General features: G+C 69.4%; 27 protein-coding genes. 15 read left to right on the top strand and 12 right to left on the bottom strand.

Going from position 1 to position 26,635, the window contains the following annotated elements:
• Positions 1-33 precede the first annotated feature (33 nt).
• The 11 genes from CMN_RS13490 (at position 34) to CMN_RS13440 (ending at position 8,929) form a co-directional block, all read left to right on the top strand.
• Positions 34-1,095 (top strand): sugar phosphate isomerase/epimerase family protein, encoded by a 1,062-nt coding sequence (locus CMN_RS13490; protein ID WP_015491339.1) that lies wholly within the window; start codon positions 34-36, stop codon positions 1,093-1,095.
• Positions 1,092-2,030 carry a TolB-like translocation protein gene (locus tag CMN_RS13485; RefSeq protein WP_015491338.1) on the top strand — a complete coding sequence of 313 codons (939 nt, stop codon included), beginning with the start codon at positions 1,092-1,094 and terminating at the stop codon, positions 2,028-2,030. Before CMN_RS13490 ends, CMN_RS13485 begins: the two co-directional genes overlap by 4 nt.
• 132 nt (positions 2,031-2,162) lie before the next feature.
• Positions 2,163-3,191 carry a TerC family protein gene (locus CMN_RS13480; protein ID WP_015491337.1) on the top strand — a complete coding sequence of 343 codons (1,029 nt, stop codon included), beginning with the start codon at positions 2,163-2,165 and terminating at the stop codon, positions 3,189-3,191.
• 162 nt (positions 3,192-3,353) lie between these two features.
• A complete protein-coding gene (locus CMN_RS13475) occupies positions 3,354-4,145 on the top strand; it encodes a tetratricopeptide repeat protein (protein ID WP_015491336.1) in 792 nt (263 codons plus the stop codon).
• 57 nt (positions 4,146-4,202) lie between these two features.
• Positions 4,203-4,976: a response regulator transcription factor gene (locus tag CMN_RS13470; protein WP_015491335.1), complete on the top strand. Its 774-nt coding sequence runs from the start codon at positions 4,203-4,205 to the stop codon at positions 4,974-4,976.
• A gap of 68 nt (positions 4,977-5,044) precedes the next feature.
• A complete protein-coding gene (locus tag CMN_RS13465) occupies positions 5,045-6,619 on the top strand; it encodes a sensor histidine kinase (RefSeq protein ID WP_051057936.1) in 1,575 nt (524 codons plus the stop codon).
• A 3-nt stretch (positions 6,620-6,622) separates the two neighbouring features.
• Complete coding sequence (locus CMN_RS13460) at positions 6,623-6,868, top strand: hypothetical protein (RefSeq protein ID WP_015491333.1); 246 nt, start codon at positions 6,623-6,625, stop codon at positions 6,866-6,868.
• A gap of 51 nt (positions 6,869-6,919) precedes the next feature.
• Positions 6,920-7,462, top strand: coding sequence for an amino-acid N-acetyltransferase (locus CMN_RS13455; RefSeq protein ID WP_015491332.1), 543 nt, complete (start codon positions 6,920-6,922; stop codon positions 7,460-7,462).
• Positions 7,463-7,549: 87 nt separating this feature from the next.
• The gene (locus CMN_RS13450; RefSeq protein ID WP_015491331.1) at positions 7,550-8,224 is read left to right on the top strand and encodes a hypothetical protein; all 675 of its coding nucleotides are present in this window, start codon (positions 7,550-7,552) and stop codon (positions 8,222-8,224) included.
• A gap of 120 nt (positions 8,225-8,344) precedes the next feature.
• Positions 8,345-8,503, top strand: coding sequence for a hypothetical protein (locus CMN_RS13445; protein ID WP_012039450.1), 159 nt, complete (start codon positions 8,345-8,347; stop codon positions 8,501-8,503).
• A 111-nt stretch (positions 8,504-8,614) separates the two neighbouring features.
• Positions 8,615-8,929, top strand: coding sequence for an ArsR/SmtB family transcription factor (locus CMN_RS13440; RefSeq protein WP_015491330.1), 315 nt, complete (start codon positions 8,615-8,617; stop codon positions 8,927-8,929).
• Between the two features lie 59 nt (positions 8,930-8,988).
• Here the strand turns inward: CMN_RS13440 and radA are convergent, their stop codons facing one another.
• Positions 8,989-10,350, bottom strand: coding sequence for a DNA repair protein RadA (gene radA / locus CMN_RS13435; RefSeq protein WP_041464337.1), 1,362 nt, complete (start codon positions 10,348-10,350; stop codon positions 8,989-8,991).
• 206 nt (positions 10,351-10,556) lie between these two features.
• On the opposite strand from radA, the gene CMN_RS15025 reads away from it, so the two are divergent.
• Positions 10,557-11,519, top strand: coding sequence for a DUF8370 family protein (locus CMN_RS15025; RefSeq protein ID WP_015491328.1), 963 nt, complete (start codon positions 10,557-10,559; stop codon positions 11,517-11,519).
• Positions 11,520-11,705: 186 nt separating this feature from the next.
• On the opposite strand, the gene CMN_RS13430 is transcribed toward CMN_RS15025, so the two are convergent.
• The 9 genes from CMN_RS13430 to CMN_RS13390 are packed head-to-tail and all read right to left on the bottom strand — an operon-like array spanning position 11,706 to position 21,391.
• Positions 11,706-12,065: a hypothetical protein gene (locus tag CMN_RS13430; RefSeq protein ID WP_015491327.1), complete on the bottom strand. Its 360-nt coding sequence runs from the start codon at positions 12,063-12,065 to the stop codon at positions 11,706-11,708.
• A gap of 26 nt (positions 12,066-12,091) precedes the next feature.
• Entirely contained in the window at positions 12,092-12,655 is a 564-nt protein-coding gene (locus tag CMN_RS13425; protein ID WP_015491326.1) for an RDD family protein, read from the bottom strand.
• 60 nt (positions 12,656-12,715) lie between these two features.
• Entirely contained in the window at positions 12,716-13,492 is a 777-nt protein-coding gene (locus CMN_RS13420; protein WP_231853756.1) for an SGNH/GDSL hydrolase family protein, read from the bottom strand.
• Between the two features lie 45 nt (positions 13,493-13,537).
• Positions 13,538-14,242: a response regulator gene (locus CMN_RS13415; RefSeq protein ID WP_015491324.1), complete on the bottom strand. Its 705-nt coding sequence runs from the start codon at positions 14,240-14,242 to the stop codon at positions 13,538-13,540.
• Positions 14,239-16,785: a DUF4118 domain-containing protein gene (locus CMN_RS13410; RefSeq protein ID WP_015491323.1), complete on the bottom strand. Its 2,547-nt coding sequence runs from the start codon at positions 16,783-16,785 to the stop codon at positions 14,239-14,241. Before CMN_RS13410 ends, CMN_RS13415 begins: the two co-directional genes overlap by 4 nt.
• A 33-nt stretch (positions 16,786-16,818) precedes the next feature.
• On the bottom strand, positions 16,819-17,427 hold the full coding sequence (gene kdpC, locus CMN_RS13405; RefSeq protein ID WP_015491322.1) for a potassium-transporting ATPase subunit KdpC: 609 nt from the start codon (positions 17,425-17,427) through the stop codon (positions 16,819-16,821).
• Positions 17,428-17,463: 36 nt separating this feature from the next.
• On the bottom strand, positions 17,464-19,614 hold the full coding sequence (gene kdpB / locus CMN_RS13400) for a potassium-transporting ATPase subunit KdpB (RefSeq protein ID WP_015491321.1): 2,151 nt from the start codon (positions 19,612-19,614) through the stop codon (positions 17,464-17,466).
• Positions 19,611-21,287: a potassium-transporting ATPase subunit KdpA gene (gene kdpA, locus CMN_RS13395; protein WP_015491320.1), complete on the bottom strand. Its 1,677-nt coding sequence runs from the start codon at positions 21,285-21,287 to the stop codon at positions 19,611-19,613. Before kdpA ends, kdpB begins: the two co-directional genes overlap by 4 nt.
• Positions 21,287-21,391 (bottom strand): potassium-transporting ATPase subunit F, encoded by a 105-nt coding sequence (locus tag CMN_RS13390; protein WP_015491319.1) that lies wholly within the window; start codon positions 21,389-21,391, stop codon positions 21,287-21,289. The genes kdpA and CMN_RS13390 overlap by 1 nt, the downstream gene beginning before the upstream one ends.
• A gap of 417 nt (positions 21,392-21,808) precedes the next feature.
• On the opposite strand from CMN_RS13390, the gene CMN_RS15020 reads away from it, so the two are divergent.
• The 3 genes from CMN_RS15020 to CMN_RS15010 all read left to right on the top strand — a co-directional run bounded on the left by CMN_RS15020 (position 21,809) and on the right by CMN_RS15010 (position 24,954).
• Positions 21,809-22,351, top strand: coding sequence for a hypothetical protein (locus tag CMN_RS15020; protein ID WP_015491317.1), 543 nt, complete (start codon positions 21,809-21,811; stop codon positions 22,349-22,351).
• Positions 22,352-23,379: 1,028 nt separating this feature from the next.
• Complete coding sequence (locus CMN_RS15015) at positions 23,380-24,594, top strand: hypothetical protein (protein ID WP_015491314.1); 1,215 nt, start codon at positions 23,380-23,382, stop codon at positions 24,592-24,594.
• 135 nt (positions 24,595-24,729) lie between these two features.
• Positions 24,730-24,954 (top strand): hypothetical protein, encoded by a 225-nt coding sequence (locus CMN_RS15010; protein WP_063986772.1) that lies wholly within the window; start codon positions 24,730-24,732, stop codon positions 24,952-24,954.
• Between the two features lie 23 nt (positions 24,955-24,977).
• On the opposite strand, the gene CMN_RS13380 is transcribed toward CMN_RS15010, so the two are convergent.
• Positions 24,978-26,300, bottom strand: coding sequence for a HipA domain-containing protein (locus CMN_RS13380; protein WP_015491313.1), 1,323 nt, complete (start codon positions 26,298-26,300; stop codon positions 24,978-24,980).
• A complete protein-coding gene (locus tag CMN_RS13375) occupies positions 26,293-26,562 on the bottom strand; it encodes a helix-turn-helix domain-containing protein (protein WP_015491312.1) in 270 nt (89 codons plus the stop codon). The genes CMN_RS13380 and CMN_RS13375 overlap by 8 nt, the downstream gene beginning before the upstream one ends.
• Between the last annotated feature and the right edge of the window lie 73 nt (positions 26,563-26,635).

Genomic DNA, 26,635 nt, shown 5'->3' with positions numbered 1-26,635 from the left:
CACCGTCACCGTCACCGTCGACGAGAGGGAACCATGCCCCAGATCACCACGCCCGTAGCGCTCTTCACCGGCCAGTGGGCCGACCTGCCGCTGGAGGAGGTCGCCCGGCTCGCGAGCGGCTGGGGCTTCGACGCCCTCGAGATCGCCTGCTCCGCGGAGCACCTCGACGTGTGGCGCGCGGCTGAGGACCCGGCCTACCTCCGCGGCCGCCTCGAGATCCTCGACCGCCACGGCCTGCAGGTGTCCGCGCTGTCGCAGCACCTCACCGGCCAGGCCGTGTGCGACGACCCCATCGACTTCCGGCACCAGGCGATCCTGCGCTCCAAGGTGTGGGGCGACGGCCAGGCCGAGGGCGTGCGGCAGCGCGCGGCGGAGGAGCTGAAGCTCACCGCGAAGGCGGCCGCGGGGCTCGGGGTCACGCGCGTGACGGGTTTCACCGGATCCCGCATCTGGCCGTACGTCGCGATGTTCCCGCCCGTGCCCGCGTCGGTCATCGACGCCGGCTACCAGGACTTCGCCGACCGCTGGAACCCGATCATCGACGTGTTCGACGACGAGGGCGTGCGGTACGCGCTCGAGGTGCACCCGAGCGAGATCGCCTACGACCACTGGACCACCCGTCGCACGCTCGAGGCCATCGGGCACCGCCCCGGCTTCGGCCTCAACTGGGACCCGAGCCACATGATGTGGCAGGACATCGACCCCGTCGACTTCCTCCTCGACTTCGCCGACCGGATCTACCACGTGCACGCGAAGGACACGAAGGTGAGCACCTCGAACGGCCGCGGCGGCCGGCTCGGCTCCCACCTCCCCTGGGGCCACCCGCGCCGCGGCTGGGACTTCGTCTCGGTCGGCCACGGCGACGTGCCCTTCGAGCGCGCCTTCCGGGCGCTCCGGAGCATCGGCTACGACGGACCCGTCTCGGTGGAGTGGGAGGATGCGGGGATGGACCGCCTGCACGGAGCCCCCGACGCCCTCGCGCAGGTGCGCTCCCTCCTCTGGCCGACGCCGGACAACCTGTTCGACTCGGCCTTCGCGAAGAACCGCGACGACCGCGACGACGTGCCCGCCGGCCCCGAGGGCTCCACCGCGTGACGCTGCGCGACGGCCAGCTGGCCCGTCTCCTCGTCGTCGACGTGGAGACGGGCGCCGAGCGGATTGTCGCCGAGTCGGCCGTGCTGCACATCGAGGCGCCGAACTGGACGCCCGACGGCCGCTGGCTCGTCGTGAACGCCGAGGGCGGGCTGTGGCGGCTCCCCGCGCCGTCGGCCGAGGAGCCGGATCCGGACCTCCCCGAACCCGCGGTCGACTTCCATGCGGTCGACCTCGGCGGCGTGCCGCCCATCAACAACGACCACGTCTTCTCGCCCGACGGCGCGCACGTCTACGTCTCCGGCCGCGACGGCCACCTCTACAGCGTGCTCTGGAACGACGGCGCGGGCGGCGAGGGCCGGCGCATCACGGCCGACCGGGATCCGGCGCTCGGCTTCAAGAACTACCTGCACGGCGTCTCGCCCGACGGCTCGACGCTCAGCGTCATCGGCGGACAGCTCGACGCGCGCGGCGAGTGGACCACGAACATCCACCTCGTGCCCGTCGACGGCGGCCCCACCACGCAGCTCACCGACGACGGCTTCCCGGACGACGGCGCCGAGTTCTCGCCCGACGGCGGCTGGCTCTACTTCAACTCCGAGCGGGGATCCGACCTGCCGGGCCACGCGCAGCTGTTCACGATGCGCACCGACGGCACCGACACGCACCAGTTCACCTCCGACGAGCGCGTCAACTGGTTCCCGCACCCGTCGCCCGACGGCGAGCACATCGTCTACCTGTCCTTCCCGCCCGGCACGCTCGGCCACCCGGCCGACCGCGACGTGATCCTCCGCGTCATCGACCGGCAGAGCCACCGCACGCGCGACCTCGCGGCGTTCCCCGGCGGCCAGGGCACCATCAACGTCACCAGCTGGGCGCCCGACTCGCGCCGATTCGCGTACGTCGCCTACCCGTTCGCGGCGCCGAGCCTGACCTGACCGGGCGCACGATCCGCGGAGCGTAGGCGCAGGTATTTCCCCGGAATGGGGAGATCCTGCATGGGATCATGGGGGCGTCCGCGCGCCACCTAGCCGTTCCGATTCCCGTCGGCCTCATCACCGGAGACCCCCGTGAACATCACCACGACCACCTGGCTCATCACGATCGCGGTCACCATCGCGTTCTTCGTCTACGAGTTCTTCACCCACGTGCGCAAGCCGCACGAGCCCAGCATCGGCGAGTCCGCCCGCTGGTCGGCCTTCTACATCGGCCTCGCGCTGATCTTCGGCGTCGGCATCGGCTTCACCAGCGGCTGGGGCTACGGCGGCGAGTACTTCGCCGGCTACCTCACCGAGAAGGCCCTGTCGATCGACAACCTGTTCGTGTTCCTGCTGATCATGACCGGGTTCGCGGTGCCGCGGAAGTACCAGCAGAAGGTGCTGATGATCGGCATCGTCATCGCGCTGATCATGCGGGCCGGCTTCATCGCGCTCGGCGCCGCCCTCATCGAGAACTTCTCCTGGGTCTTCTACATCTTCGGCGCGCTGCTGTTCGTGCTCGCGTACCAGCAGATCAAGGGCGACCACGGCGGCAACGCGGCGGACAACCTCTTCGTGCGCATCGCCCGCCGGATCCTCCCCGTCCACGACGACTTCGTCGGCGACCGCTTCACCACGAAGATCGACGGCAAGCGCTTCGTCACCCCGCTGCTGCTCTGCGTCATCGCGATCGGCTTCGTCGACCTGGTGTTCGCGCTCGACTCGATCCCCGCCATCTACGGCCTCACGAACGAGGCGTACATCGTCTTCACCGCGAACGCCTTCGCGCTGATGGGCCTCCGCCAGCTGTACTTCCTCATCGGCGGCCTGCTCGAACGCCTGGTCTACCTGTCGCAGGGCCTCGCCGTGATCCTCGCGTTCATCGGCCTGAAGCTGGTGCTGCACGCGATGCACGTCAACGAGCTGCCCTTCATCAACGGCGGCGAGCCGATGCTGTGGGCCCCTGAGATCCCCATCTGGTTCTCGCTCCTCTTCATCGGCGCGACCATCACGGTCGCGACCGTCGCGAGCCTCGCGAAGACCCGCGGCGACAAGCAGAAGAAGGACCGCGCGAGCGTGGACGGCGAGACCGTCACGCGCGCGACGGAGGACAAGCACTAGCTCCTCGCACTTCCGCACCTCCGCACCTCCGCACCTCCGCCCCACCGCACGACCCGGGCCCGGCGCACCACGCGCCGGGCCCGTCGTCGTCCGCGGCGGCTCATCCGCGGGCGTCCGTGCGCTGCGCGCTCGCGGGGTGCGCCGACCTGCCAGCATCACCCGGTGCCCGACGATCCCGAAGCCCCGACCCGTGCCCGCCTGCTCTGGGACGAGGGCGACCGGGCCGAGGCCCTGGCCCTCCTCAAGGAGCACGTGCGCGCGGATCCCACGGACGGGGCCGCGCGGCTCGCGCTCGCGGAGCTGTACCGCGAGCTCATCGCGCCCGACCAGGCCGGCCGCTGGGGCATCGCCGTGCCGGGCTGGACGACGGAGGTCGAGCGCGACCGCCTCGCGCGCATGATCGCGCACTCCGGGGTCGCCGACCACGAGATCCCGGCATTCCTGGCGCTGCCCGCGGAGGCCGAACTGCACGCGGAGGTGGCGGCGCTGATGCCCGCGATCGAGATGCACCGCGCCGACTTCGCCGAGCCGACCCGCATGACCAAGCGCGAGAGGAAGGCGGCGCGCTACGCGAGCACCCCGTCCTCCTTCGCCTACGAGGTGGCGGATGTCGCGGCAGACCTCGCGTGGTGGGTCATCGGGATCGTCTTCGCCCTGGGCGCCCTGGGCGCCCTGGGCGCCCTGCTCGTGTGGGTGGCGGCGCTGTGCGGTCAGCCGGTCACGGCGCTCGCCCGCTGGACGGGCACCGCCACGCTCGCGACGACGGCGCTCGTCTGCCTCGCGCGCGCCTACACGATGCGGACAGAGGAGCTGGTCCGGCGCAAACGCGAACCGGACACCGCTCCTGTCGACGTCGACGTCATCCCGTGGATCAGCGGCGCGATCCTGCTCGGCCTCGTCGTGGCGGCGCTCGTCAGCGAGGGCGTGCGGAGCGGCGATCCCTTCCCGTTCTGACCCGGCCGACGAAGCACGCGCATGGCCGCCTCATGGCTCGTTCATAGGAACACGCGGATGATGGATCCCGTGACCACCGCAACGCCCTCCGGCTTCCAGCCCGCCGCCGCCCCGCAGCCCCGCCTCACCCGCGCCGACGGGTCGCCCATCCGGGTGCTCGTCGTCGACGACGAGGCGTCCCTCACCGACCTGCTGCAGATGGCGCTCCGCTACGAGGGCTGGCAGATCCGCACGGCCGAGAACGGGCACCAGGCGCTCGCCGCCGCGCGCGAGTTCAAGCCGGACGCCGTGGTGCTCGACATCATGCTGCCCGACCTCGACGGCCTCCAGGTGCTGTCGCGCCTGCGCGCCGACGCCGAGGACATCCCCGTGCTGTTCCTCACGGCCAAGGACTCGCTCGACGACCGGCTCGCCGGCCTCACCGCGGGCGGCGACGACTACGTCACCAAGCCGTTCAGCCTCGAGGAGGTCGTGGCCCGGCTGCGCGGACTCATCCGCCGCTCGACGCTGGTGGTCAGCGATACCGTCGACCCCGTGATCCGCGTCGGCGACCTCACCCTCGACGAGGACAGCCACGAGGTGGCCCGCGCCGGCGACCCCATCGAGCTCACCGCCACCGAGTTCGAGCTGCTGCGCTACCTGATGCGGAACCCGCGCCGCGTGCTGAGCAAGCTGCAGATCCTCGACCGGGTGTGGAGCTACGACTTCGGCGGCAAGTCGAGCGTGGTCGAGATCTACATCTCCTACCTGCGCCGCAAGATCGACGCCGGGCGGAATCCGATGATCCACACGGTGCGCGGCAGCGGCTACATGCTCAAGGCCGCGGAGTGACCCAGCCGGGCGCCCCGACGCGGAGCACTCCGCCGCTGCGCGATCGGCTCGCTAGCGCGGCGCGCGGCATGACCCTGCGTCGCCGCCTCGTCCTCAGCGTCGTGGGGCTGCTGGCGCTCGCGAGCATCCTCATCGGCAGCGTCAGCATCCTGGCGCTGCGGACGTCGCTGATGCAGCAGGTCGACCAGCAGCTGCAGGCCACGGCGGCACGCTCGCAGGACTTCGTCGACCGCGACCCGGGCGGCTACGGCAGCTTCCCCGGGGCGCCCGGTGGGCTCGGCGCGTTCGGGCAGCAGGTCGGCACGATCAGCGCGACCATCGTCGACGGCGTCGTCGTCTCGGGCGGGTACATCGCCGACCGCGACGCCGCCGAGGGCGAGCCGGGTGGCGCTGGCACCGTGGAGCTCACGCAGGTGCAGAGCCAGAAGCTGCAGAGCGTGCCCACGGACGGCGTCCCGCGCACGGTCGACCTCGGCGGCGCGCTCGGCAGCTACCGGCTCATCGGCGAGACCTCGTCGTCGGGCGCGACCATCGTCACCGGACTGCCGACGAAGCCCGCCGACGACGTGGTCGAGCAGCTCATCCTCGTGATCACGGTGGTCGCCGCCATCACGCTGGCGCTCGCCGCGATCCTCGGCACCGTCATCGTGCGGCGCGCGCTGCGGCCGCTCGACCGCGTCGTCGACACGGCGACCCACGTGGCGGCGCTGGAGCTCGACCGCGGCGACGTCGCGCTCGAGGCGCGCGTGCCCGCATCCGACACCGACGAGCGCACCGAGGTCGGCCGCGTGGGTGCCGCGCTCAACGGCCTGCTCGGGCACGTCTCCGCCGCGCTGTCGTCGCGGCAGGCGAGCGAGGCGAAGGTGCGGCGGTTCGTGTCGGACGCGAGCCACGAGCTGCGCACGCCGCTCGCCTCCATCCGCGGCTACGCCGAGCTCACCCGTCGTGGTCCGCACCAGCTGCCCGAGGACGTGACGCACTCGCTGTCGCGCATCGAGTCGGAGTCGGTGCGCATGACCACGATCGTCGAGGACCTGCTCCTCCTCGCGCGCCTCGACGAGGGGCGCGAGCTGGAGTCGGATCCGGTCGACCTCACGCGCATCCTCCTCGACACGGTCGGCGACGCGAGCGCCGCGGGCCCGGACCACGACTGGGACCTCGACCTGCCCGAGGACTCCGTGAGCGTCCCCGGCGACGACGCGCGGCTCCGCCAGGTGGTCGTCAACCTGCTCGCGAACGCCCGCACGCACACGCCGGCGGGGACGCGCGTCGTCGCGTCGCTCGCGGTGGAGGGCGCGGGGTCGGATGCGCACGCCGTCATCCGCGTGACCGACGACGGACCCGGCATCCCGGCCGCCTTGCAGGAGTCCCTGTTCGAGCGCTTCGTGCGCGGCGACGGATCCCGCGCACGCTCCACCGGCGGCACGGGCCTCGGCCTCGCCATCGCGCAGGCCATCGTGTCGGCGCACCACGGCGCCGTGTGGGTGGAGTCGGAGCCGGGCCGCACGGTCTTCGGGGTGCGGCTGCCGGTGGCGCGGCGCGGCGCGGAGGCGCATGCCCCGGCCGGCCCCGCATCCGACCGCTGGGCGCCGCCCTCGGGCGCGCCCGTCGCGGACCGTCCGGGTCCGCCCGCGGCCGGCTGACCCATGGATCCCGTCCGCCGCCTCACGTTCTGGCTGCGCGTGCCGTTCGTCGCGGACGCGGCGCTCGTCGTCATCGGGATCGCGCTCCTCGTCGGCGGCGATGGGGTCGGCTGGTGGGTGCTCGTGTTCGCCGGGCTGCGCGCGGTGGTGGGCGTGGTCGCGATCGTGTGGATCGCGCCGCGGATGATCGCGCGGCTCAGCCCCGGCGCCGAGCCGACCGCCCCGGACGCGGGGGACGCCCGTCGCTAGGCTGGACACCTGATCCGGGCGCCCGTGCCGCGGATCGAGAGGGTCATCACCGTGAGCGCAGAGCCAGTCGTCGTCGAGTCCGCGGAGCCCGCAGGCGGCGTCACCGTGCGACGCGCGCGCACCGGCGACGTGCCGCGCATCCAGCAGCTCGTCGAGCCGCTCGTGATGGAGGGGATCCTCCTCGGCAAGGACCTCGTGGTGCTCTACGAGAACGTGCAGGAGTTCCGGGTCGCGGTCGACGCGTCCGGCGAGGTCGTCGGCTGCGGCGCTCTGCACGTGATGTGGGAGGACCTCGGCGAGGTCCGCACCCTGGCGGCTGCCCCGCACACGCGCGGCACCGGCGTCGGCCACGCGATCCTCGAGCGCCTCGAGGACGACGCCCGCGAGCTCGGCCTCAGCCGCCTGTTCTGCCTGACCTTCGAGGTCGGCTTCTTCTCCCGCCACGGGTACCACGAGGTCGCGGAGTCGATCATCGCGCAGGAGATCTACTACGAGATGCTCCGCTCGCACGACGAGGGCATCGCCGAGTTCCTCGACCTCTCGCGCGTGAAGCCGAACACCCTCGGCAACACGCGCATGCTCAAGGCGCTCTGACCGGATCCGCCGGATCCACCTGACGCGCCGCCGCACGCCCGGGCGCGCCGACCGGGTGCGCGCCGGGCCCGCGAATAGCCTGTGGTCATGTCCTCGACCTCGCCCGGAGGCCGCCCGTCCGCGGCCGTGTACCGCCGTCGCCGCCTGCTCGCGCTGCTCGTCGTGGTGGCCGTGATCGCCGTCGTCGTGATCATCGTCTCGAACCTCGGTCGCGGCTCGGCCGATACCGCGGCTCCCGGTGCGACGCCCAGCTCCGATGCTGCCCCCGACGGCGACTCGGGCGACGCCGCCGCGGAGACCACCCCCGATCCCACCCCGAGCGCGACCGCGAGCGCCGGCACGGAGACGAACGCCGACGGATCCTGCGCCGCGGGCCAGCTGACCGTCACGCCCGTCACCGACGCCGCCTCCTACAAGGCGGGCGTCCTGCCCAAGCTGTCGTTCACCGTGACGAACACAGGGATGGAGCCCTGCACCGCGAACCTCGGGACGACCACGCAGGTGTTCACGATCTCGAGCGGATCCGACGTGTACTGGAAGTCGACCGACTGCCAGACGGGCGCGGAGGACGCCGAGGTCGAGCTCGCCGCCCGCACGCCGCAGACGTCGTCGCCGTTCGAGTGGTCGCGCCAGCGGTCGTCCACCACCACGTGCCAGGAGAAGCAGCGCCCGACCGTGCCCGCGGGCGGCGCGACCTACACGCTGTCGGTCGAGGTGGCCGGGGTGAAGAGCGCCGCGCCGAAGTCGTTCCTGCTCTACTGATCGGCGCCGGAGCGTTGCCCTGCCAGGTGCGTACATGAGGACGATTCCTGATTGGATGCATCCATTGCAATCCATGCATGTGTCTGTCATCCTGATCTTCCACCGACCGAAGGACGCATCATGACCGACACCACCGAGACCCACGCCGAGCACACCGTCGCCGAGCACCAGCACGGCACCGACTGCGGCCACGAGACCGTCACGCACGAGGACCACGTCGACTACGTCCACGACGGACACAAGCACGCCGAGCACGGCGACCACTACGACGAGCACTGATCCCACGCGCGACGACGCGCGAGGATCGAGACGGGGACCGGGCCATGAGGCCCGGTCCCCGTCGTCGTCTCCCGCCGGGGCGTCCGTCCCCGTCCCCATAGGATCGACCTGATGACCTACCCACCCGCCGGCTTCGAGCAGGCAGCCGACCTCTTCAAGGCGCTGTCCTCGCCGTCGCGCCTCGGCCTCATCGGCCTGCTGGCATCGCGGAAGATGAGCGTGTCGGAGCTCGTCGAGGAGTCGGGGCTCTCGCAGCCGCTCGTCTCGCAGCACCTGCGCGTGCTGCGGTCGTCCGGGCTCGTGAGCGTGGAGCGCGACGGCCGCATCGCCCGCTACGAGGTGGCGGACACGCACGTGACCCACGTGGTGGACGACGCCGTGGCGCACGTGCGGGAGCACACGGTCGGATCCGTCGACGCGGGCTGAGCCCGTAGCCCGCGCTGCGAGGCGGCCCGGCTCGTGGCCCGCGGCCCGCGGCCCGCGGATCAGAACGCCTCGTCGAGCTCCTTCTCCCGCTCGCTCTTCGCGAGGGAGAACGCGCGGCCGAGCGCGGAGAACAGCGGTCCCCACTCGGCGTCGACGATCTGCGTGAAGCCGAGCCGCCGGGCCTCCGCCGCGCGCTGCGGCGCCGACGTGACGCCGCGGATCTCGCCCGCGAGGCTGATCTCGCCGAACGCCGCGAGGTCGTGCGGCATGGCCTTGCCGTTCACGGCGGAGACGAGCGCGACGGCGATGGCGAGATCCGCCGCGGGCTCGGTGAGGCGCACGCCGCCCACCGTGGAGACGTAGACGTCGCGATCCGAGAGCCGCACGTTGGCGCGCTTCTCGAGCACGGCCAGCAGCATGGCGACGCGCGACGCGTCCACGCCGTTGACGACCCGGCGCGGCTGCGGCGCCTTCGTGTCGACGACGAGCGCCTGCACCTCCACGGGGAGCGCGCGGCGGCCCTCCATCGCGACGGTGACGCACGTGCCGCTCACCGAGTGGACGCCGCGCGAGAGGAACATGCCGCTCGGATCCGGCACCTCGACGATGCCGTCGCCCGCCATCTCGAAGCAGCCGACCTCGTCGGTGGGGCCGAATCGGTTCTTGAGCGCGCGGATGAAGCGCAGCGAGGTCTGCCGGTCGCCCTCGAACTGGCACACCACGTCGACCAGGTGCTCGAGGAGCCGCGGGCCGGCGATGGATCCGTCCTTCGTGACGTGGCCGACGAGCAGGAGCGGCAGGTCGCGCTCCTTGCAGACCCGGATGAGCGTGACGGCGACCTCGCGCACCTGGCCCGGGTGGCCGGGCAGGCCGTCGGAGGTGCTGCTGGAGACGGTCTGCACGGAGTCGACGATGAGGAGGTCGGGCGCGACCTGCTCGATGTGGCCGAGGATCGTGCCGAGGTCGGTCTCGGCCGCGATCATGAGCGACTCCTGCAGCCCGCCCGTGCGCTCGGCGCGCATGCGCACCTGCGCGACCGACTCCTCGGCGGTGACGTAGAGAACCTTCGCGCCCTTCGCGGCGGCGCGCGCCGCGACCTCGAGCAGCAGCGTGGACTTGCCGACGCCGGGCTCGCCGCTCATGAGGATGGCGGCTCCCGGCACGATGCCGCCGCCGAGCACGCGATCGAGCTCGCCCACGCCGCTCGGCATGTGGCTGGCGGACGCGGTGCCGACGTGCATGATCGAGCGCGCCTGGCTGGATCCCGCGGGCGTGAGCGTGGTGACCCGGCCGGCCGCCGCGGGCGTCTGCGACACCTCGGCGACGGTGTTCCAGCTCTGGCACTCGGCGCAGCGCCCGACCCACTTCGGGGTGGTCCACCCGCACTCCGAGCAACGGTACGTGGAGTGGATGCGGGCCATGCGGGGGACTCTACCGGCGGGCACCGACGTGGGTGGAAGCGTGTGCCTACAACGAGGGCTACGCGGGAGCTTCCTTACGGCAGTAAATTACAGCGATTTGTAAAAGTTTATTGCTGAGACGGTCGGGATCGCATGCGATGTTGATTCTCGGGAAAAATCATATGGCGGCGCGCGCAGTGTTGCTCGGATATTAGGAGTCACGCTCAATGACACAAATCACGGCAGATTTTGGTATAAGTGCTCCCGTTTCTTTCGTAGATGTGCATGTGGAACGCGACAATCTGCTCTTCATTGACCCGAGTGCAATCCGCGCCGCCGAAAGTGCTGGCAGTCGCTACGGGAGACAGGCATCTGCTGAACTCATTACGTTCTTTGACTTTATTCTAGCGAAACTGCGGTCGCCTCACGCTGCCGACCACGCAGTCGGAGAAGAATCCCTGCAGCACTTTCATGAAATTGGTAACACAAGACTCGGTATGTCTGCAGCGGGTACCGACGGTCACGGTGCCGCAGAGAAGCTAGGAACTGTCATTTGGGCAGAACTTTTTAGTAATCCCCTGTGCCAGCAGGCGGTCGCCGTCCTCAAATTCGTAGAAGACATTCCTGTATTTGTAGATGACATTGACAAGGACATCACATCCGACATTACAGCCCGCATCGTATTTGACACACTCGTTAACTTCACCCAAGACATGATGCGCGCCCACCCGGAGCTAGAGGCGAAGAGGCCAGTTGCGAAACTGCGTACCGACCGATGGGACACTTCGAGAGCCGCTTGGGTCAGTACTGAGGTCGACTTGCCTGAGGCGGACGGAAAGCCTCTGCTTCTCGTGCCAAAAGATTTTGTCAATTTCAAGATAGAGATGTCTTTTGGTCAGTATCTTCAAGTTCCACTGCTCAGTGAGATTCAATCTGAAGATAAAATTGTCGTCAAACGCGGAAAAGAGAACGTCGTACGCCCTCGTTACTCAAAAAAGCAGCTAAAAACCATCTCTAAGTATGCGCGCGGCCGTAAAACAAACACAGTGGAGACAGAGCGAATCTTCAGAGATAGGGGTGTAGATGTTCTAGGTGCATATAGGAGTAGCAAGCAGATCGCTTTTCTTCCACTGACGGAACAGCAGCTCTCTCACTACCTCAGCAGGCGACCCAAGCGCCAAGGGTTTTAAGGTCTTCTGGCCTATACGTGATGCTCAAAAATGCGACGATGAGCACCATTCTCATTGATGACCAGTGAGCGCCAAGTTTGAACTGTCCTACCTTTCCGATATATGCCATTTGTGTATCTGCTACGACGGTCCAATGAATACCACGGATGCATCGAGCTGGGGCGGTGCGTCCGCAGGCGCGCTCAATCAATCGCCGCGCATCGTGTCCGATGCGCGGCGGGCCGTGAGGCGGATCATCGCCCGGATGTAGAGGAGCACGGCGGCCGCGAGCGCCGCGGCGCCGACCCACGGCGGCTCGAAGCGGCCCGTCACGAGCAGGGCGCCGATAACCAGCGCGACCATGAACCACAGCGTGCCGGTCGGCGGGGGCGCGAGGGCCCGGTCCCGGCCGCGGACGCGCACGTACATGAAGACGGACATGGCGAAGACGGCCGCGGAGATCCAGGGCGAGAGTCCTGCGCCGGTGACGAGCAGTGCGCCCGAGACGAGCCCGATCACCAGCCAGAGCGTGCCGGTGGGGCGGGCGTCGGGGGTCTCGTCGGCCATGGATTCACCCTACGGACGGGGTCCGGTCAGACGCGAGGGGCCGCTCGGGCGACGACCGCCCCCGCGATCCTGTCGTACGGTGTGCGACCCGAGCCGAGGAGGAGCGTCACGAGCCACACGGCCGGGAGCACGTAGGCGACAGCCGTGAGGGCCTCCACACCGGGCGGGACGGAGGCGCGCGTACCGCTGGCTGCGCCGTTCGCGCCCACGACCGCGCCGCTCGCGCCGACGATCGCGTACACGGCCGCGTGCCCGACGATCCAGGGCGGCGCGATCTTCAGGGCGTTGCGGAGGAGCGCGCGGCGGAAGGGGAGCGCGTCGCCGGTGCGCGCATCCTGCACGACCAGCCGCCGCGCGCGCTTGCCGGGGGTCGCCTGGCGCGGCCCGGACTCCAGCACGGCCAGTGCGATCGTGATCGGCACCACCGTCACCAACGCGGCCAGCGCGTTCTGCGCGACGGGCGGGAGCGATGCGCTGGCACCGACGACGAACAGGGGCAGCGCGACGGCCGCGATCAGCGCGAACCACACGCACATGAAGAGCCAGTCGATGAGGACGGCGAGGACGCGGTCGCCGGGGTGCCGGGTCATGGTCGCGACCCTATCGACCGCGCCGCGCCCGCCCGGGACGCCAGCCCGGACGCGAGCGCGTCAGCGCCCCGAGACCTCCAGCGCCCGCACCGTCGCCGGGAGGAACGGCAGGAACGCGCTCGCCCAGACGCGGTAGCCGCGGTCGTTCGGGTGGAAGAGGTCGCCGGCGGCCTGGGTGATCGCGAGCACGGCGGTCTGGCGGCGCGTGATGCGGTGCAGAGGCGCGAGGCGGAGGCCGCGGTCGGTGGCGAGGCGGCGGACGATCTCGTTGGCGACCCGCACCTTGCGCTCGCTCGTCGGGAAGTGGAAGCACGGCAGGTCGGCGACGACGGTGGTCGGCGGGACGGCGTCGAGGATCCGGCCGAGGGCGTCCTCGAACGCGACCGGCTCGAACGCGGCGATGTCGTTGGCGCCGATCGCGAGGGTCACCACATCCGGCTGCAGCTTCGCGAGGCGGGGGAGCTGGTACTCCACCAGGTCGGACACGCGGGCGCCCGAGACGCTGAGGTTGACGGTGCGGACCGAGCGGCCGCTGAGGGCGCGGATCCGGTCGGCGAGGATCCCGACGTACCCGTTGACGGGCCGGCTCGCGCCGATGCCCTGCGCGGTCGAGTCGCCGAGCGCCACGTAGAGGAGGTCGCCCTCGAGCTGCGCGTGCTCGCGCCACCAGGCGGAGTTCACGGGCAGCGTCTCGTTGAGGACGGCGGCCCGCTCGCGGCGACCGGCCTCGAACCGGCGCGGCACCACGAGGGCGGCGGCGGCGAGGCCGCCGAGCGCGGCGGCGGCGGAGGCGAGGAGGGCGGCGGGACGGGCGGAGCGGGTGGATCTCTGGGGCACCACGGGAGCCTACGCTCGTGGATCCGGGTGCCGGCTGGCCGCGCGCTATGCGTCCTCCGGCGCCCGCCCCGCCCCCGCCGGCACGAATCGGTACCCCATCCCGGGGTCGGTGAGCAGGTGCCGCGGGTGGGACGGATCCGGCTCGAGCTTCTTGCGCAGCTGCGCCACGTAGAGGCGGAGGTAGCCGCTGTCGTTCACGTGGGTCGGGCCCCAGATCTCGGTGAGGAGCGTCTGGCGGGAGACGAGCCGGTCGGGGTTCCGCACGAGCAGCTCGAGCACCTGCCACTCGGTGGGGGTGAGGCGCACGCGCTGGTCGCCACGCGTGACGACGCGGGCGGCGAGGTCGACCGTCACGTCGGCGAAGGAGACGGTGGCCGAGCGGTCCTCGTCGGCGGCGGCGCGGCGGCCGAGGGCGCGGATCCGGGCGAGCAGCTCGTCGATGGAGAACGGCTTGGTCACGTAGTCGTCGGCGCCCGCGTCGAGCGCCTCGACCTTGTCGGCCGCGCCCGAGCGGCCGGAGACCACGAGGATCGGCGCGGTCGACCAGAGCCGGAGCGCCTGGATCACCTCGACGCCGTCGAGCCGCGGCATGCCGAGGTCGATCATGTAGAGGTCGGGCTTCTCGGCGACGGCCGCGCGGATGGCGGCCGCGCCGTCCTCCGCGGTGACGATGTCGTAGCCGAGGCTCGTGAGGGTGATGCGGAGGGCGCGCAGGATCTGCTGGTCGTCGTCGGCGATGAGGATCTTCATGCGGACACCTCCGAGGCGGTCGTGGGGAGGTCGGCGGGAGGCGGCTGATCCGCGACGGGCTCGGCGCCCGCCCGGCACACGGGCAGCGCGACCACCATCGTGAGGCCGCCGCCCGGGGTGTCCTCGGCGGTGAGCGTGCCGCCCATCCCCTCGGTGAAGCCCTTCGAGAGCGCGAGCCCGAGGCCGAGGCCGGACGCGTTGTCGGTGTCGCCGAGGCGCTGGAACGGCACGAACATGTCGTCGCGGCGCTCGGGGGCGACGCCGGGGCCGTGGTCCACCACGCGGATCTCGACGGACTCGGCGAACGCGCTCGTGCTGAGGCGCACGGGCACGCCGTCGGGCGCGTGCCGCACGGCGTTGCTCAGCAGGTTGACGACGACGCGCTGGAGGAGGCCCGGATCCGCGACCGCGCCGGGCAGGTCGGGCGCGAGGTCGAGCACGGCGTCGGCGGGGCCGAGGTCGAGCTCGTCGAGGGCCGCGAGCACGACGTCGTCGAGGTCGACGTCCATGAGCCGCACGCCGAGCACGCCGGCCTGCACGCGGCTGACGTCGAGGAGGTCGGTGACGAGGTCGGCGAGCGTGCCGAGGCTCTCCTCGGCGGTCGCGAGCAGCTCCTCGCGGTCGCCGTCGGCCCAGGTCATGCCGGGGGAGCGGAGCGCGGAGACGGCGGCGGTCGCGGCGCTCAGCGGGCGGCGCAGATCGTGGCTGACGGCCGAGAGGAGGGCCGTGCGCACGCGGTCGGTCTGGGCGAGCGGGCCGACCTCGCGGGCGGTGTCGGAGAGGTCGCGGTGCTCGAGCGCGGCGTCGAGCTGCGCGGCGATGACCCGGAGCAGCCGGCGGCCGGACGCCTCGAGGTCGTCGCCGTAGAGGGTGAGCACGCCGCGGGATCCCACGGGCACGTCGGTCGCGGCGGCGCCGGTGACGACGCCGTCCCACGCGATGGTCTCGTCGCGATCCGTGAGCTTCACGCCCTGCAGGCCGAACGCCTCGCGGGTGCGGCTCACGAGCGCGTGCACGGCGCCCTCGCCGCGGAGCACGGATCCCGACACGGTCGCCAGCAGCTCGGCCTCGGCGACCGCGCGGCGGGCGAGGCGGGTGCGGCGGGCGGCCTGGTCGACGATCCAGCTGACGAGCAGCGCGATGACCACGTAGAGGATGAGCGCGAGCATGTGCAGCGGCTCGTCGACGGTGATCGTGTAGAGCGGGTCGATGAAGAAGTAGTCGAGCGTGAACCCGGAGAGCACGGCCGCGAACAAGGCCGGCCAGATCCCGCCGACGAGCGCGACGAGCACCACGAGCAGCTGGTACGAGAGCACGTCGCTCGTGATGGAGTCGTCCGAGCGCGTGGCGGAGAGCAGCCAGGTGAGCAGGGGGCCGCCGCCGAGCGCGAGCAGCCCGCCGAGGATCCGGCGCCGCATGCTGAGCGCGCCGCCCCGGATGCGCGGCAGCCGGAACCGCCCGCCCGCGGCCGCGTGCGTGACGATGTGCACGTCGATGTCGCCGGACTCGCGGATCACCGTGGCGCCGATGCCGGGCCCGGTCGCCGCGGCGGCCAGGCGGCTCCGGCGGCTGACGCCGAGCACGAGCTGCGTGGCGTTGGAGGCGCGGGCGAACTCGACGAGCGCGCGCGGGATGTCGTCGCCGACGACCTGGTGGTAGCTGCCGCCGAGCGAGTCGACGAGCGCGCGCTGGCTGGCGAGCGCCTCGGGGCTGCCGGAGCGGAGGCCGTCCTGGCTGGAGACGTGGACGGCCATCAGCTCGCCGCCGGCCGAGCGGGCGGCGATGCGGGCGCCGCGGCGGAGCAGCGTCTCGCCCTCAGGGCCGCCGGTGAGCGCCACGACCACGCGCTCGCGGGCCTCCCACCGGGCGTCGATCCCCTTCTCGTCGCGGTAGGCGGCGAGCGCCGTGTCGACCTCGTCGGCGAGCCAGAGGAGCGCGAGCTCGCGGAGGGCGGTGAGGTTGCCGAGCCGGAAGTAGTGGGAGAGGGCCGCGTCGATCCGCTCGGCCGGGTACACGCGTCCGCCGGCGAGCCGGTCGCGCAGGGCCTCGGGCGCCAGGTCGATGACCTCGATCTGGTGCGCCTCGCGGAGCACGCGGTCGGGGATCGTCTCGCGCTGCGGCACCCCGGTGATCTTCTCGACCACGTCGTTGAGCGAGGCGATGTGCTGGATGTTGACGGTGGAGATCACGTCGATGCCGGCGTCGCGGATGAGGTCCACGTCCTGCCAGCGCTTCTCGGATCGGCCGCCCGGTGCGTTCGTGTGGGCGAGCTCGTCGACCAGCGCGATGGTGGGCCGGCGGGCGATGACCGCGTCCACGTCGAGGTCGGTGATCTCCACGCCGCGGTGCGAGACCTCGCGCCGCGGCAGGATCTCCAGCCCCTCGAGCATCGCGGCCGTGGCGGCGCGGCCGTGGGTCTCCACGACCGCGACCACCACGTCGGCGCCCTCGTCGCGCAGCCGCTTGCCCTCCTCGAGCATCGCGTAGGTCTTGCCCACGCCCGGTGCCGCTCCCAGCAGCACCCGCAGTCGACCGCGCTTCATGGTGTTCTCTTCCTTGCCCGCGTGGTGCGGGCGTCAGCCGCCGAGGCCGGCGAGCGCGATGTTCAGCTCGAGCACGTTCACGGTCGGCTCCCCGAGGTAGCCGAGGTCGCGGCCCTGCACGTGCTCGTCGACGAGGCGCTCGACCTGCTGCTCGGGGATGCCCCGGGCCTCGGCGACGCGCGCCACCTGCTCCCGAGCGTATTCCGGGCTGATGTGAGGATCGAGCCCCGACGCGGATGCGGTGAGCGCATCGGCCGGGATGGTGGCGGGATCCACGCCGTCGGACTCCGCGATGGCGGCCTTGCGGTCCTCGATGGAGGAGACCAGGTCGTCGTTCTCGGGGCCGAGGTTGCTGCCGCTGGACGCGGACGCGTCGTAGCCGTCGCCCGCGGCCGAGGGCCGGGACTGGAACCACTCCGGGAGGGCGGCGCCGTCGGAGTCCTGGAAGGACTGGCCGATCAGCGACGAGCCGACGACCTGCCCGTCGGCGGAGACGAGCGAGCCGTCCGCCTGCGCGGGGAGCGCGAGCTGGCCGATGCCCGTGACGACGGCCGTGTAGCCGACGCCGAGGACGACGGTGAGGACGGCCATCGCGCGGACGGCGACGCCGGCGGTGCGGAGGGACTGGCGGGGGGAGGACATGCGCTTCCTTCTATCTGCTGTTCGGTGAAGAGGGGATCAGAAGCCGGGGATCAGGCTGACGACGAGGTCGACGAGCTTGATGCCGATGAACGGCGCGATCACGCCGCCGACCCCGTAGACGAGCAGGTTCCGGCTGAGCACCTTGGAGGCGCTGAGGGGCCGGTACGCGACGCCCTTCAGGGCCAGCGGGATGAGCGCCACGATGATCAGCGCGTTGAAGATGATCGCCGAGAGGATCGCGGACGCCGGCGAGTGCAGCTGCATCACGTTGATCACCGCGAGCTGCGGGAAGACGCCCGTGAACATCGCGGGGATGATCGCGAAGTACTTCGCCACGTCGTTCGCGATGGAGAACGTGGTGAGCGCGCCGCGGGTGATGAGCAGCTGCTTGCCGATCCGCACGATGTCGATGAGCTTCGTCGGGTCCGAGTCGAGGTCGACCATGTTGCCGGCCTCCTTCGCGGCCGACGTGCCCGTGTTCATCGCGACGCCGACGTCGGCCTGCGCGAGCGCGGGCGCGTCGTTGGTGCCGTCGCCGGTCATGGCGACCAGGCGGCCGCCCTCCTGCTCCTTGCGGATGAGCGCGAGCTTGTCCTCGGGCGTGGCCTCGGCGAGGTGGTCGTCCACCCCGGCCTCGGCGGCGATGGCGCGGGCGGTGAGCGGGTTGTCGCCCGTGATCATCACCGTGCGGATCCCCATGGCCCGCAGCTCCGCGAAGCGCTCCTTCAGGCCGTCCTTCACGACGTCCTTGAGGTGCACGACGCCGAGCACGCGGCCGGCGCCCGCCGGGTCCTTCATCGCGACGACGAGCGGGGTGCCGCCGCCGTTCGAGATGGCCTCGACGGCCGCGGTCAGCTCGGCGTGCAGCGTCGAGGGCAGCGGGCGCCCGCCCTCCTCGAGCCACGCGATGACCGCGGACGACGCGCCCTTGCGGACGACCGTGCCGTCGGGCAGGTCGACGCCCGACATGCGGGTCTGCGCGGTGAACGGCACGTCGACGCCGCGGGGCAGCGTCGAGGTGTCGAGGCCCTGGGCGACCGCGAGGTCGACGACGCTGGATCCCTCCGGCGTCGGGTCCGCGAGCGACGACATGGCCGCGGCACGGGCGAGCTCCTCGGCGCCCGTGCCGTCGACGGCCACGAGCTCGCTGGCGCGGCGGTTGCCGTAGGTGATGGTGCCGGTCTTGTCGAGGAGCAGCGTGGTGACGTCGCCGGCCGCCTCGACCGCGCGGCCCGACATCGCGAGCACGTTGCGCTGCACGAGCCGGTCCATGCCGGCGATGCCGATGGCGGAGAGCAGCGCCCCGATGGTGGTGGGGATCAGGCAGACGAGCAGCGCGATCAGCACGGGCACGCTCACGGTCGCTGCGGAGTAGGAGGCGATCGGGTTGAGCGTGAGCGCCACGACCACGAAGACGATCGTGAGGCTCGCCAGCAGGATGTTCAGCGCGATCTCGTTCGGCGTGCGCTGGCGCGACGCGCCCTCGACGAGGCCGATCATGCGGTCGACGAAGGTCTCGCCGGGCTTCGAGGTGATGCGCACGACGATCCGGTCGCTCAGCACCCGCGTGCCGCCGGTGACGGCGCTGCGGTCGCCGCCGGACTCGCGGACCACGGGCGCGGACTCGCCCGTGATGGCCGACTCGTCGATGGAGGCGATGCCCCACACGACGTCGCCGTCGCCCGGGATCAACTCCCCGGCGACCACGACGACCGTGTCACCGAGCGTGAGGTCGGCGCTCGAGACCTCACGGAGCTCGGCGCGCTCGGCGCCGGGATCCCGAGCCTGGTCGTAGGAGGCGACGACGTGCGCCATCGTGCTCGTGCGGGTCTTGCGGAGGCTGTCGGCCTGCGCCTTGCCGCGGCCCTCGGCCACCGACTCCGCGAGGTTCGCGAAGACGACCGTGAGCCAGAGCCACAGGGCGATGCCGGCCGTGAAGGTCGCGGGCACGGCGCTGCCGCCGGAGGATCCCGCGCCGCCCGTGAAGGGCTCGGCGATGGCGAGGACGGTGGTGAACGCGGCGCCGACCTCGACGATCAGCATCACCGGGTTCCGCCACATGAGGCGCGGATCCAGCTTCCGGAACGCGCCGGGGAGCGCCTCGGCGAGCTGCCGGGCGTCGATGGCCCGGGCGCGCGACGCGGGAGCCGGAGCGGCCGGCGCCTCGGGGGTGGTCATGGCGGTCATGATGCGAGCCCTTCCGCCAGGGGACCCAGCGCGAGAACGGGGAAGTAGGTGAGAGCGGTCACGATGACCGTCACCCCGATGAGGAGGCCGACGAACTGCGGCCGGTGGGTGGGCAGGGTCCCCGAGGTGGTGGGGATGCGGTCCTGCGCCGCGAGGGATCCGGCGAGCGCCAGCACGAACACGATCGGGAGGAACCGCCCGAGCAGCATCGCGACGCCGAGCGCCGTGTTGAACCACGGCGTCGAGGCGGTGAGGCCGGCGAACGCGGATCCGTTGTTGTTGGCCGCCGAGGTGAACGCGTAGACCACCTCGGAGAGGCCGTGCAGCCCGCTGTTGAGGATCGAGGTGCCCTCGACGTCCTCCCGGACGGCGGGGATCGCGAAGCTCAGCGCGGTGCCGACGAGCACGAGCGTCGGCGTGATGAGGATGTAGAGGCTCGCGAGCTTGATCTCGCGCGGCCCGATCTTCTTGCCGAGGTACTCGGGCGTCCGGCCGACGAGCAGGCCCGCGACGAACACCGAGATCACGGCGAGGATGAGCATGCCGTAGAGGCCGGATCCGACGCCGCCGGGGGCGACCTCGCCGAGCATCATGTTGAGCATCGGCATCATGCCGCCGAGCGCCGTGTACGAGTCGTGCATCGAGTTGACCGCGCCCGTCGAGGTGAGCGTGGATGCGGTGCCGAACAGCGTCGAGCCGATGATGCCGAAGCGCTGCTCCTTGCCCTCCATCGCGCCGCCGGCCGCCATCGGGGCGGAGCCTGCGCCGTTCAGCTCGAAGAGCGTGAGGGCGGTGAGGGAGACCAGGAAGATCGTCGCCATCACGGCCGCGATCGCGGTGCCCTGGCGGGTGTCGCCGACCATCTTCCCGAAGGTGCGGGGGAGCGAGAACGGGATCACGAGCATCAGCAGCACCTGGAACGCGCTGGTCCACGCGGTCGGGTCCTCGAACGGGTGGGCCGAGTTCGCGTTGAAGAACCCGCCGCCGTTCGTGCCGAGCATCTTGATGGCCTCCTGCGAGGCCACCGGCCCGCCCGGGATGGTCTGCGAGCCGCCCGCGAGCGTCGCCACGTCCTGGAAGCCCGCGAAGTTCTGGATCACGCCGCCCGCGATGAGGACCACCGCGGTGACGAGCGAGAGCGGGAGGAGCAGGCGGAGCGATCCGCGCAGCAGGTCGACCCACATGTTGCCGATGGTGCCGCTGCGCGTGCGGGCGAAGCCGCGGACGAGCGCGATGGCGACCGCCATGCCGACCGCCGCCGAGACGAAGTTCTGCACGGCGAGCCCGGCGAGCTGGACCGTGTAGCCCATGGTCGCCTCGGGCGAGTACGACTGCCAGTTCGTGTTGGTGACGAACGAGACGGCCGTGTTGAAGGAGAGGCCCTCGGGCACGGCGGGGAGGCCGAGCGCGTACGGGAGGAAGCCCTGGAGGCGCTGCATCCCGTAGACGACGAGGACGCCGACGAGCGAGAACGCGAGCACCGCGCGGAGGTAGGCGGGCCAGGTCTGCTCGGAGCGGGGATCCACGCCGATGAGACGGTAGAGGAAGCGCTCCACGCGGGAGTCGTGGCGCGACTCGTACATGCGCGCCATGAGGTCGCCGAGGGGGCGGTGGACGAGGACGAGGACCAGGACGACGGACGCGACCTGGAGGATGCCGGCGAGCGTGTCCATCAGAACTTCTCGGGCCGGACGAGGGCGTACACGAGGTACACCACGGAGGCGATGCCGAGCGCGGCGGCGGCGAGGCCGGCGGCGTCGGCGAACGAGGTGATCACAGCTTCTCCACTCCTCGGCCGACGACGGCGACGAGGGCGAACAGGACGATGGCGCCTGCGATGTACACGAGGTCGAGCACTGGGGGATCCTCCGTTGAGGGATGCCGCGGCCGGTCGGACGCGGGTGCCCGTCGGGGGCACGGAGGACGAGTAGACACCTCGCCCGCGGGCGTCCTCACGCATCCATACGGTTCCCTCACGGGGGCGGGGGGAACCTCACGACACTCCTACGCAAGGGGGCATGGACTCGGACAGGTGAGCGAGGGTCATGCGCCCTAACGTGGGGGTGGGGTGCATGCTTGCAACCTCGTACGCTGTTAGACACCCCAAGTCGGCGAACCAAGTACCTCTGAGCCCCTAGCTGCACGGCGCTTTGTGCCGTCAGGCCCCAAGGGGCAGTGCATGTGAGGAAAAATTATGAGCAACCCGGTTGAGATTGACGACCTAGTGGTGCTGCTGCTAGGCGTCAAAGCGGCAAACAGTCAACCTGGAGAAATTCAAGGGGTGACTCGCCTCGAGAAGTTGATTTTTTTGATAGAGCGAGAGACAAATAGCAAAGACTGGCTCGACGAGGATGCCAAATTTGAACCCTATAACTTCGGGCCGTTCTCACAAAGAGTTTACCAAGCAGTTGACACGCTGAGCGCCGCGGGCTTGGTGACAGATTCGGCGCTTCTGTCTCAAGACGAATCCGATTCATGGGAAAAGCGACACGGCATTGACGACGTTGCCACCAATTCCTACGTCTCACGTGACTTTAAATTAACAGAGCGCGGATGGAAGTACTTCGATGCTCTGTCAAAAGAGTTGCCTCAGAACGCCATCCGAGAGCTTGAAGAATTTAAGTCGAGATTCGCCTCGATTCCGCTTAGGCAACTCGTTCGATACGTATATCAGAGGTACGACTCCTTTACGACGAAGTCTGTAATTCGTGAGGACATACTCGGGCCCGACGCGTGATGTCGGCGGTCCCGGCCAGTGCCCCAAATATTGACTGGATCACTGGCGTGGGCGTGGTGGTGCTCATCGCCGCAATAGGCATGGTGTGGCAAACTGTGCACTTACGGCAAAAAGCGCACGATGATTGGGTATTGAAAGTCAATTTTGCATACGCGGGCCTGCATGGCAAGGCCACGGACTTGTTCCAAGAATTGCGTGCAGCCATTGACGCGGTCATACCTCCACCCGGAGCGCCATTTGACCCTGGGTCGGTAGTCGAGGATCCCGCTCCAGTAGGACGCATCGCCAAGCGCGCTGTCCGGGTATTGCGCGAGCGTATGCGCATTCGGCGTCAATTCCAAGCGTTCTTGATAACGTGTTCTGTCGCAAAGTGGGCATCCGTTGCATTTGCCGTAGGGGTGCTCGTAGCAATATTGCTCTACACTTTTACCTTTAGCATGACAACTTTGTGGCACGGGGCGCTTTATTGTGTGGCAGTCCTGCTTGCTTTCGGTGTCGTAGTGTTTGCTATATACATCTTTTTCCAATCACGCTTACAGCAGTCGTACGAACACTCCGGCTCAACATCGCAAGGAGTCAGCTCATGATTGCTTACGCGGAAATGGACGACGCTTTCAATACGACCGGAGAGGCGAGAATGATGCCGCCTCTCGTGGAGTACCTCCGACGCCTTAACTGGATTCGTACAGACACAACGATAGTCCGAGAGCTTCCCGTGCACGGCAGGCGTGTCGACCTAGTTACCCACACTCGAAGTGGCGTCCTCTCGGCCTTTGAACTGAAACTCAACGGATTCGGACGTGCACTTGAGCAGGCTACCTACAACCGTACGGGATTTGACAGGTCATGGATGGTTTTACCTGCCACGCCGCGTCAGCGGAATATAGAAGAAGCTGAATCTTTTGGAGTCGGCATAATTGTTATAGGCCCTCAGGGGGGCGAAGTCGTACGCCGACCCCAAGCTTCGGTCGCAAATAAATCCGCTCGACTTCGTATCGTTACGAACCTAAAGAAATGCGAGGCTTGGTATGTTTGAGCATTACTTAAGCTACGGATCTACCGATCAGCAAACGGTTCGCGATCTCTCAGGAGTGTTTGACGGTCTCCTTGTGCCAGGAACGATTGCTGCCTTCCAGGCTGAGGGCACCAAGGGCTTTGTACTAAGTCTCTCGGCGCGATCAGCAAAACCGTACATCATTGACTCCCGATTTCCATTGTTTCAGAATCGTCTTACGAGCGCCAAGAAGTCTCACGCGATGCTTGCTGAGGTTTTGGGGCAACCTGGTCTAATTCAAACGGATCGGCAGCCGACGCCAGAAGACTTTACGGACGAAGTGGTCAACGAGGTTGCAGCGCGCTGGATTGACTTTAATGTTGGTTTCGACAATGTAACCACGAAGACCTTCGACAAGTATGCCTCAAGACTTCAAGAGGCAGTCTTCCCCGAAAATCGCCAAGGCCCAAATGCTATTCTGCCCCCATATATGATGGTGGAGAGTGCCGACGACGGTTGGTTCGAGGTATCGAACCGACTGTGGGAGGCTTCCGTGCAATATGCGACGTCGCGCCGGGTGGGCATTCCTTTGCGTCGGGTCCTTGCTGCGACTACAGCGGACAAGTGGGGTGCGTTAGCGAATAGCGTAAACACTATTGACATCGTTGCGTGGGTTAATGATTTGGAGGAGTTTCGGCCGGAGTCGGTATCCGAGCTCGCGGCGTATGCGCGAGCTATTAAAAGCGCAAGGGAGCGCGGGCAACGTGTATTCGCGCTATATGGTGGATTCTTCTCCGTCTTACTTGCTCGATATGGACTCGTGGGTTCCTCGCATGGAATTGGCTTTGGGGAGCATCGTGACTACATAGAGTTGCCTTCTTCGGGCGCGCCGCAGGCGCGATATTATGTGCCGCGCTTGCATAAGTATATATCGGTAGAACTCGCAAACGTGCTATGGACCCAAAATAGGCCCCTCGTGGCCTGCGAATGTGAGGAATGCGATGGTGCGTCGCCGCTGACTCTCGACTACCACTCGCTAATGCGTCATTCGGTGCGCGTGCGTGGTGTGGAAATTGGTGAGTGGTCTACGATGCCGACCTCTTCGGCGGTAGCGCGTCTGCGCGAGGACTTTATTGCATTTCGTGAGGGTGTCGAGCGTTTATCCGCACCAACAAAGATTCGCAAGCGCGCAGAAGACATTTATCACCATCTGGCAATGTGGGCACGCATCCTCGATGAGATGCCGTAGCCGGCTCGTTACGAGAGGTGACATAAGATTGCCGTCTGTGGATTCAGCGCTGCGACTGAGGCGCGTTTGGGTCGTGCTCTACGCGGCGCTGCATCCGAAATCCACCTTGCCGCCGGTCGCCCCTGGGTTCGAGAAATGACAAACCGATCCCCCTGGCTCCAACCCGGCCCCGCGAAGCGCTGCGCGCGGCTGGCCGCGGTGTGGGGCGTGCTCGCCCTGCTCGCCGCCGTGATCGCGGTCGTGCTCGTCGACATCCCGGTCATCGGCCGCATCTGCGAGGCGCTCGCCGCGGTCGCCTTCGCGGTGCTCGCCGTCGCCCACTACGCCAGCTACCGGGTGCACGCCCGCGAGGGCATCTGACGCCCGTGCGCTGAGGCCCGGCGTCAGGTCGGCCCGTCGCCCGCCTCGCCGAGGTCGATCGACGTCCTCGCGGACGCCCACCCCCGCTCGACCGCCTTGGTGTGCACCGCGTCCACGATCGCGCGCGCCGGTGCGAGGAGCGTCGGGTGGTCCGCGAGCGCGGAGACCGCCTCCGCGTACGCGTCCGTGATGCCGTCGCGGATGGCGTCGATCCGGGCATCCGCGAGATCCGCGTCGACCTGCAGCCGCCGCGCCGCCTTCTGCAGATGATGCCGCCCGATGGCCGCCAGCCGGTACTCGTCCCCGACCTTCATCGCGGAGCGCTCCGCCTGGGGCCCTCCGTCGTAGGGCGCGTAGGAGGCGAGGTCGTAGAGCGGCGCGAGCTGCTGGCCGTTCCCGCGCAGCATGACGGAGAAGTTCTTGGCGTGCGCGTCCGTCGCCCATGCCGCCACGTTGAAGACGACGGCGTCGAAGAAGCGCGCTCGAGCGGATGCGGCCTCGGCCGGGTACTCGAACTCGCTGAAGAGGTCGGCGGCCTGCGCGATCCCCGGACCGCCCTGGTCCTGGTACTTGCGACCGGGCATCACGGAGAGCGCCTGGCAGAGGTCCTCCTGGTGGAGCCGGCGCCATCGGCCGTCGACCTCGATCCGGTCGTAGCGGTGCGACACGAGCACGGAGAGCCCGTCGCCCAGATCGAGCACGTCGGTCCGCGCCGTGTCGAGCCCCAGCCCTGCGGCCGCCCGCATCGTCAGGAACTCGTTCACGTCGTGGTGCGCGAAGCCGGGGATGGCCGGCTTCAGGATGTGCGTCGTGGGCGTGGAGTCGCGCGGGATCCCCCAGGCGCCGGAGGCGAGCCGGTGCAGCGCCACCTTCCGCTGCGCGCCCGGCAGCGACCACCTCCCCTGCAGGGTCGCGGGCGTGGTGCCGGTGCCGGATGCGAGATCGGACATGAGGCCGCGGAGCTCATCGGGCGAGAGCTCCGTCACGTCGCCCTGCGCGCGGGCATCGTCGTCGGCCTCCTCCGACTCGGGCAGGATCTGCACGGCCCCCGGGGCGTCGCGCCCGATGTGGCGGAGGACGGAGAACGCGTCGGCGGTCGTCCGCAGCCCGTGCGTCCGTCGGATCTGCTCCAGCGCATCGGCGCCCTCGGGGATGAGCCCCGAGAAGTAGGCATCCACCGCCCGCGCCGGCAGGCGCGCGCCGAAGGGGAGGGACATGGACAGCGGCGTCGCTCCGTGCCTCTCGGCGTAGGCGGCGTCGTAGGTGAAGCCGACGCGACCGGAGGTCGTCCGTTCGTATCGTCCGGCGAACCGGCCGTCGAGGTAGACGCTCAGGGCCTCACTCATCGTCGTCCTCCCATGGCTGGTCGAACGGCGAGGGCATGTCGGGATCCGCGGCTCGCGGGTCGATCGTGAGGCTCAGCTCGCAGCTCAGCGCGCGGACGACGCGCATCATCGATCCGATCTCCGACCCGGGCTTCCCGCTCTCGAGTCGCACGATGTACTCCCGCGAGACCCCAGCCAGCTCCGCGACGCCCGCCTGGGTGAGGCCCAGCTCCTCACGCCGATGGCGCAGCTCCGCGGCGAGCGTCCGCGTGGTCCTGGCCATGCCGCCTCCTCGGGTGATCGATCGATCACCTTCGAGTATGTGATCGATCGATCACCGAGTCAAGGGTGATCGA

This window comes from Clavibacter nebraskensis NCPPB 2581 (genome assembly GCF_000355695.1).
In the GTDB taxonomy this organism is placed as follows: domain Bacteria; phylum Actinomycetota; class Actinomycetes; order Actinomycetales; family Microbacteriaceae; genus Clavibacter; species Clavibacter nebraskensis.
The sequence above is the reverse complement of the archived record's forward strand: the minus strand, read 5'-3'. Positions and strand labels throughout refer to the sequence as shown.

Coding starts and splice junctions, on each gene's coding strand:
- CMN_RS13490 (WP_015491339.1), top strand. CDS start 34: ATGCCCCAGATCACCACGCCCGTAGCGCTCTTCACCGGCCAGTGGGCC.
- CMN_RS13470 (WP_015491335.1), top strand. CDS start 4,203: ATGATGGATCCCGTGACCACCGCAACGCCCTCCGGCTTCCAGCCCGCC.
- CMN_RS13465 (WP_051057936.1), top strand. CDS start 5,045: ATGACCCTGCGTCGCCGCCTCGTCCTCAGCGTCGTGGGGCTGCTGGCG.
- CMN_RS13460 (WP_015491333.1), top strand. CDS start 6,623: ATGGATCCCGTCCGCCGCCTCACGTTCTGGCTGCGCGTGCCGTTCGTC.
- CMN_RS13450 (WP_015491331.1), top strand. CDS start 7,550: ATGTCCTCGACCTCGCCCGGAGGCCGCCCGTCCGCGGCCGTGTACCGC.
- CMN_RS13445 (WP_012039450.1), top strand. CDS start 8,345: ATGACCGACACCACCGAGACCCACGCCGAGCACACCGTCGCCGAGCAC.
- CMN_RS13440 (WP_015491330.1), top strand. CDS start 8,615: ATGACCTACCCACCCGCCGGCTTCGAGCAGGCAGCCGACCTCTTCAAG.
- radA (WP_041464337.1), bottom strand. CDS start 10,350: ATGGCCCGCATCCACTCCACGTACCGTTGCTCGGAGTGCGGGTGGACC.
- CMN_RS15025 (WP_015491328.1), top strand. CDS start 10,557: ATGACACAAATCACGGCAGATTTTGGTATAAGTGCTCCCGTTTCTTTC.
- CMN_RS13430 (WP_015491327.1), bottom strand. CDS start 12,065: ATGGCCGACGAGACCCCCGACGCCCGCCCCACCGGCACGCTCTGGCTG.
- CMN_RS13425 (WP_015491326.1), bottom strand. CDS start 12,655: ATGACCCGGCACCCCGGCGACCGCGTCCTCGCCGTCCTCATCGACTGG.
- CMN_RS13415 (WP_015491324.1), bottom strand. CDS start 14,242: ATGAAGATCCTCATCGCCGACGACGACCAGCAGATCCTGCGCGCCCTC.
- CMN_RS13410 (WP_015491323.1), bottom strand. CDS start 16,785: ATGAAGCGCGGTCGACTGCGGGTGCTGCTGGGAGCGGCACCGGGCGTG.
- kdpC (WP_015491322.1), bottom strand. CDS start 17,427: ATGTCCTCCCCCCGCCAGTCCCTCCGCACCGCCGGCGTCGCCGTCCGC.
- kdpB (WP_015491321.1), bottom strand. CDS start 19,614: ATGACCGCCATGACCACCCCCGAGGCGCCGGCCGCTCCGGCTCCCGCG.
- kdpA (WP_015491320.1), bottom strand. CDS start 21,287: ATGGACACGCTCGCCGGCATCCTCCAGGTCGCGTCCGTCGTCCTGGTC.
- CMN_RS15020 (WP_015491317.1), top strand. CDS start 21,809: ATGAGCAACCCGGTTGAGATTGACGACCTAGTGGTGCTGCTGCTAGGC.
- CMN_RS15015 (WP_015491314.1), top strand. CDS start 23,380: ATGTTTGAGCATTACTTAAGCTACGGATCTACCGATCAGCAAACGGTT.
- CMN_RS15010 (WP_063986772.1), top strand. CDS start 24,730: ATGACAAACCGATCCCCCTGGCTCCAACCCGGCCCCGCGAAGCGCTGC.
- CMN_RS13380 (WP_015491313.1), bottom strand. CDS start 26,300: ATGAGTGAGGCCCTGAGCGTCTACCTCGACGGCCGGTTCGCCGGACGA.
- CMN_RS13375 (WP_015491312.1), bottom strand. CDS start 26,562: ATGGCCAGGACCACGCGGACGCTCGCCGCGGAGCTGCGCCATCGGCGT.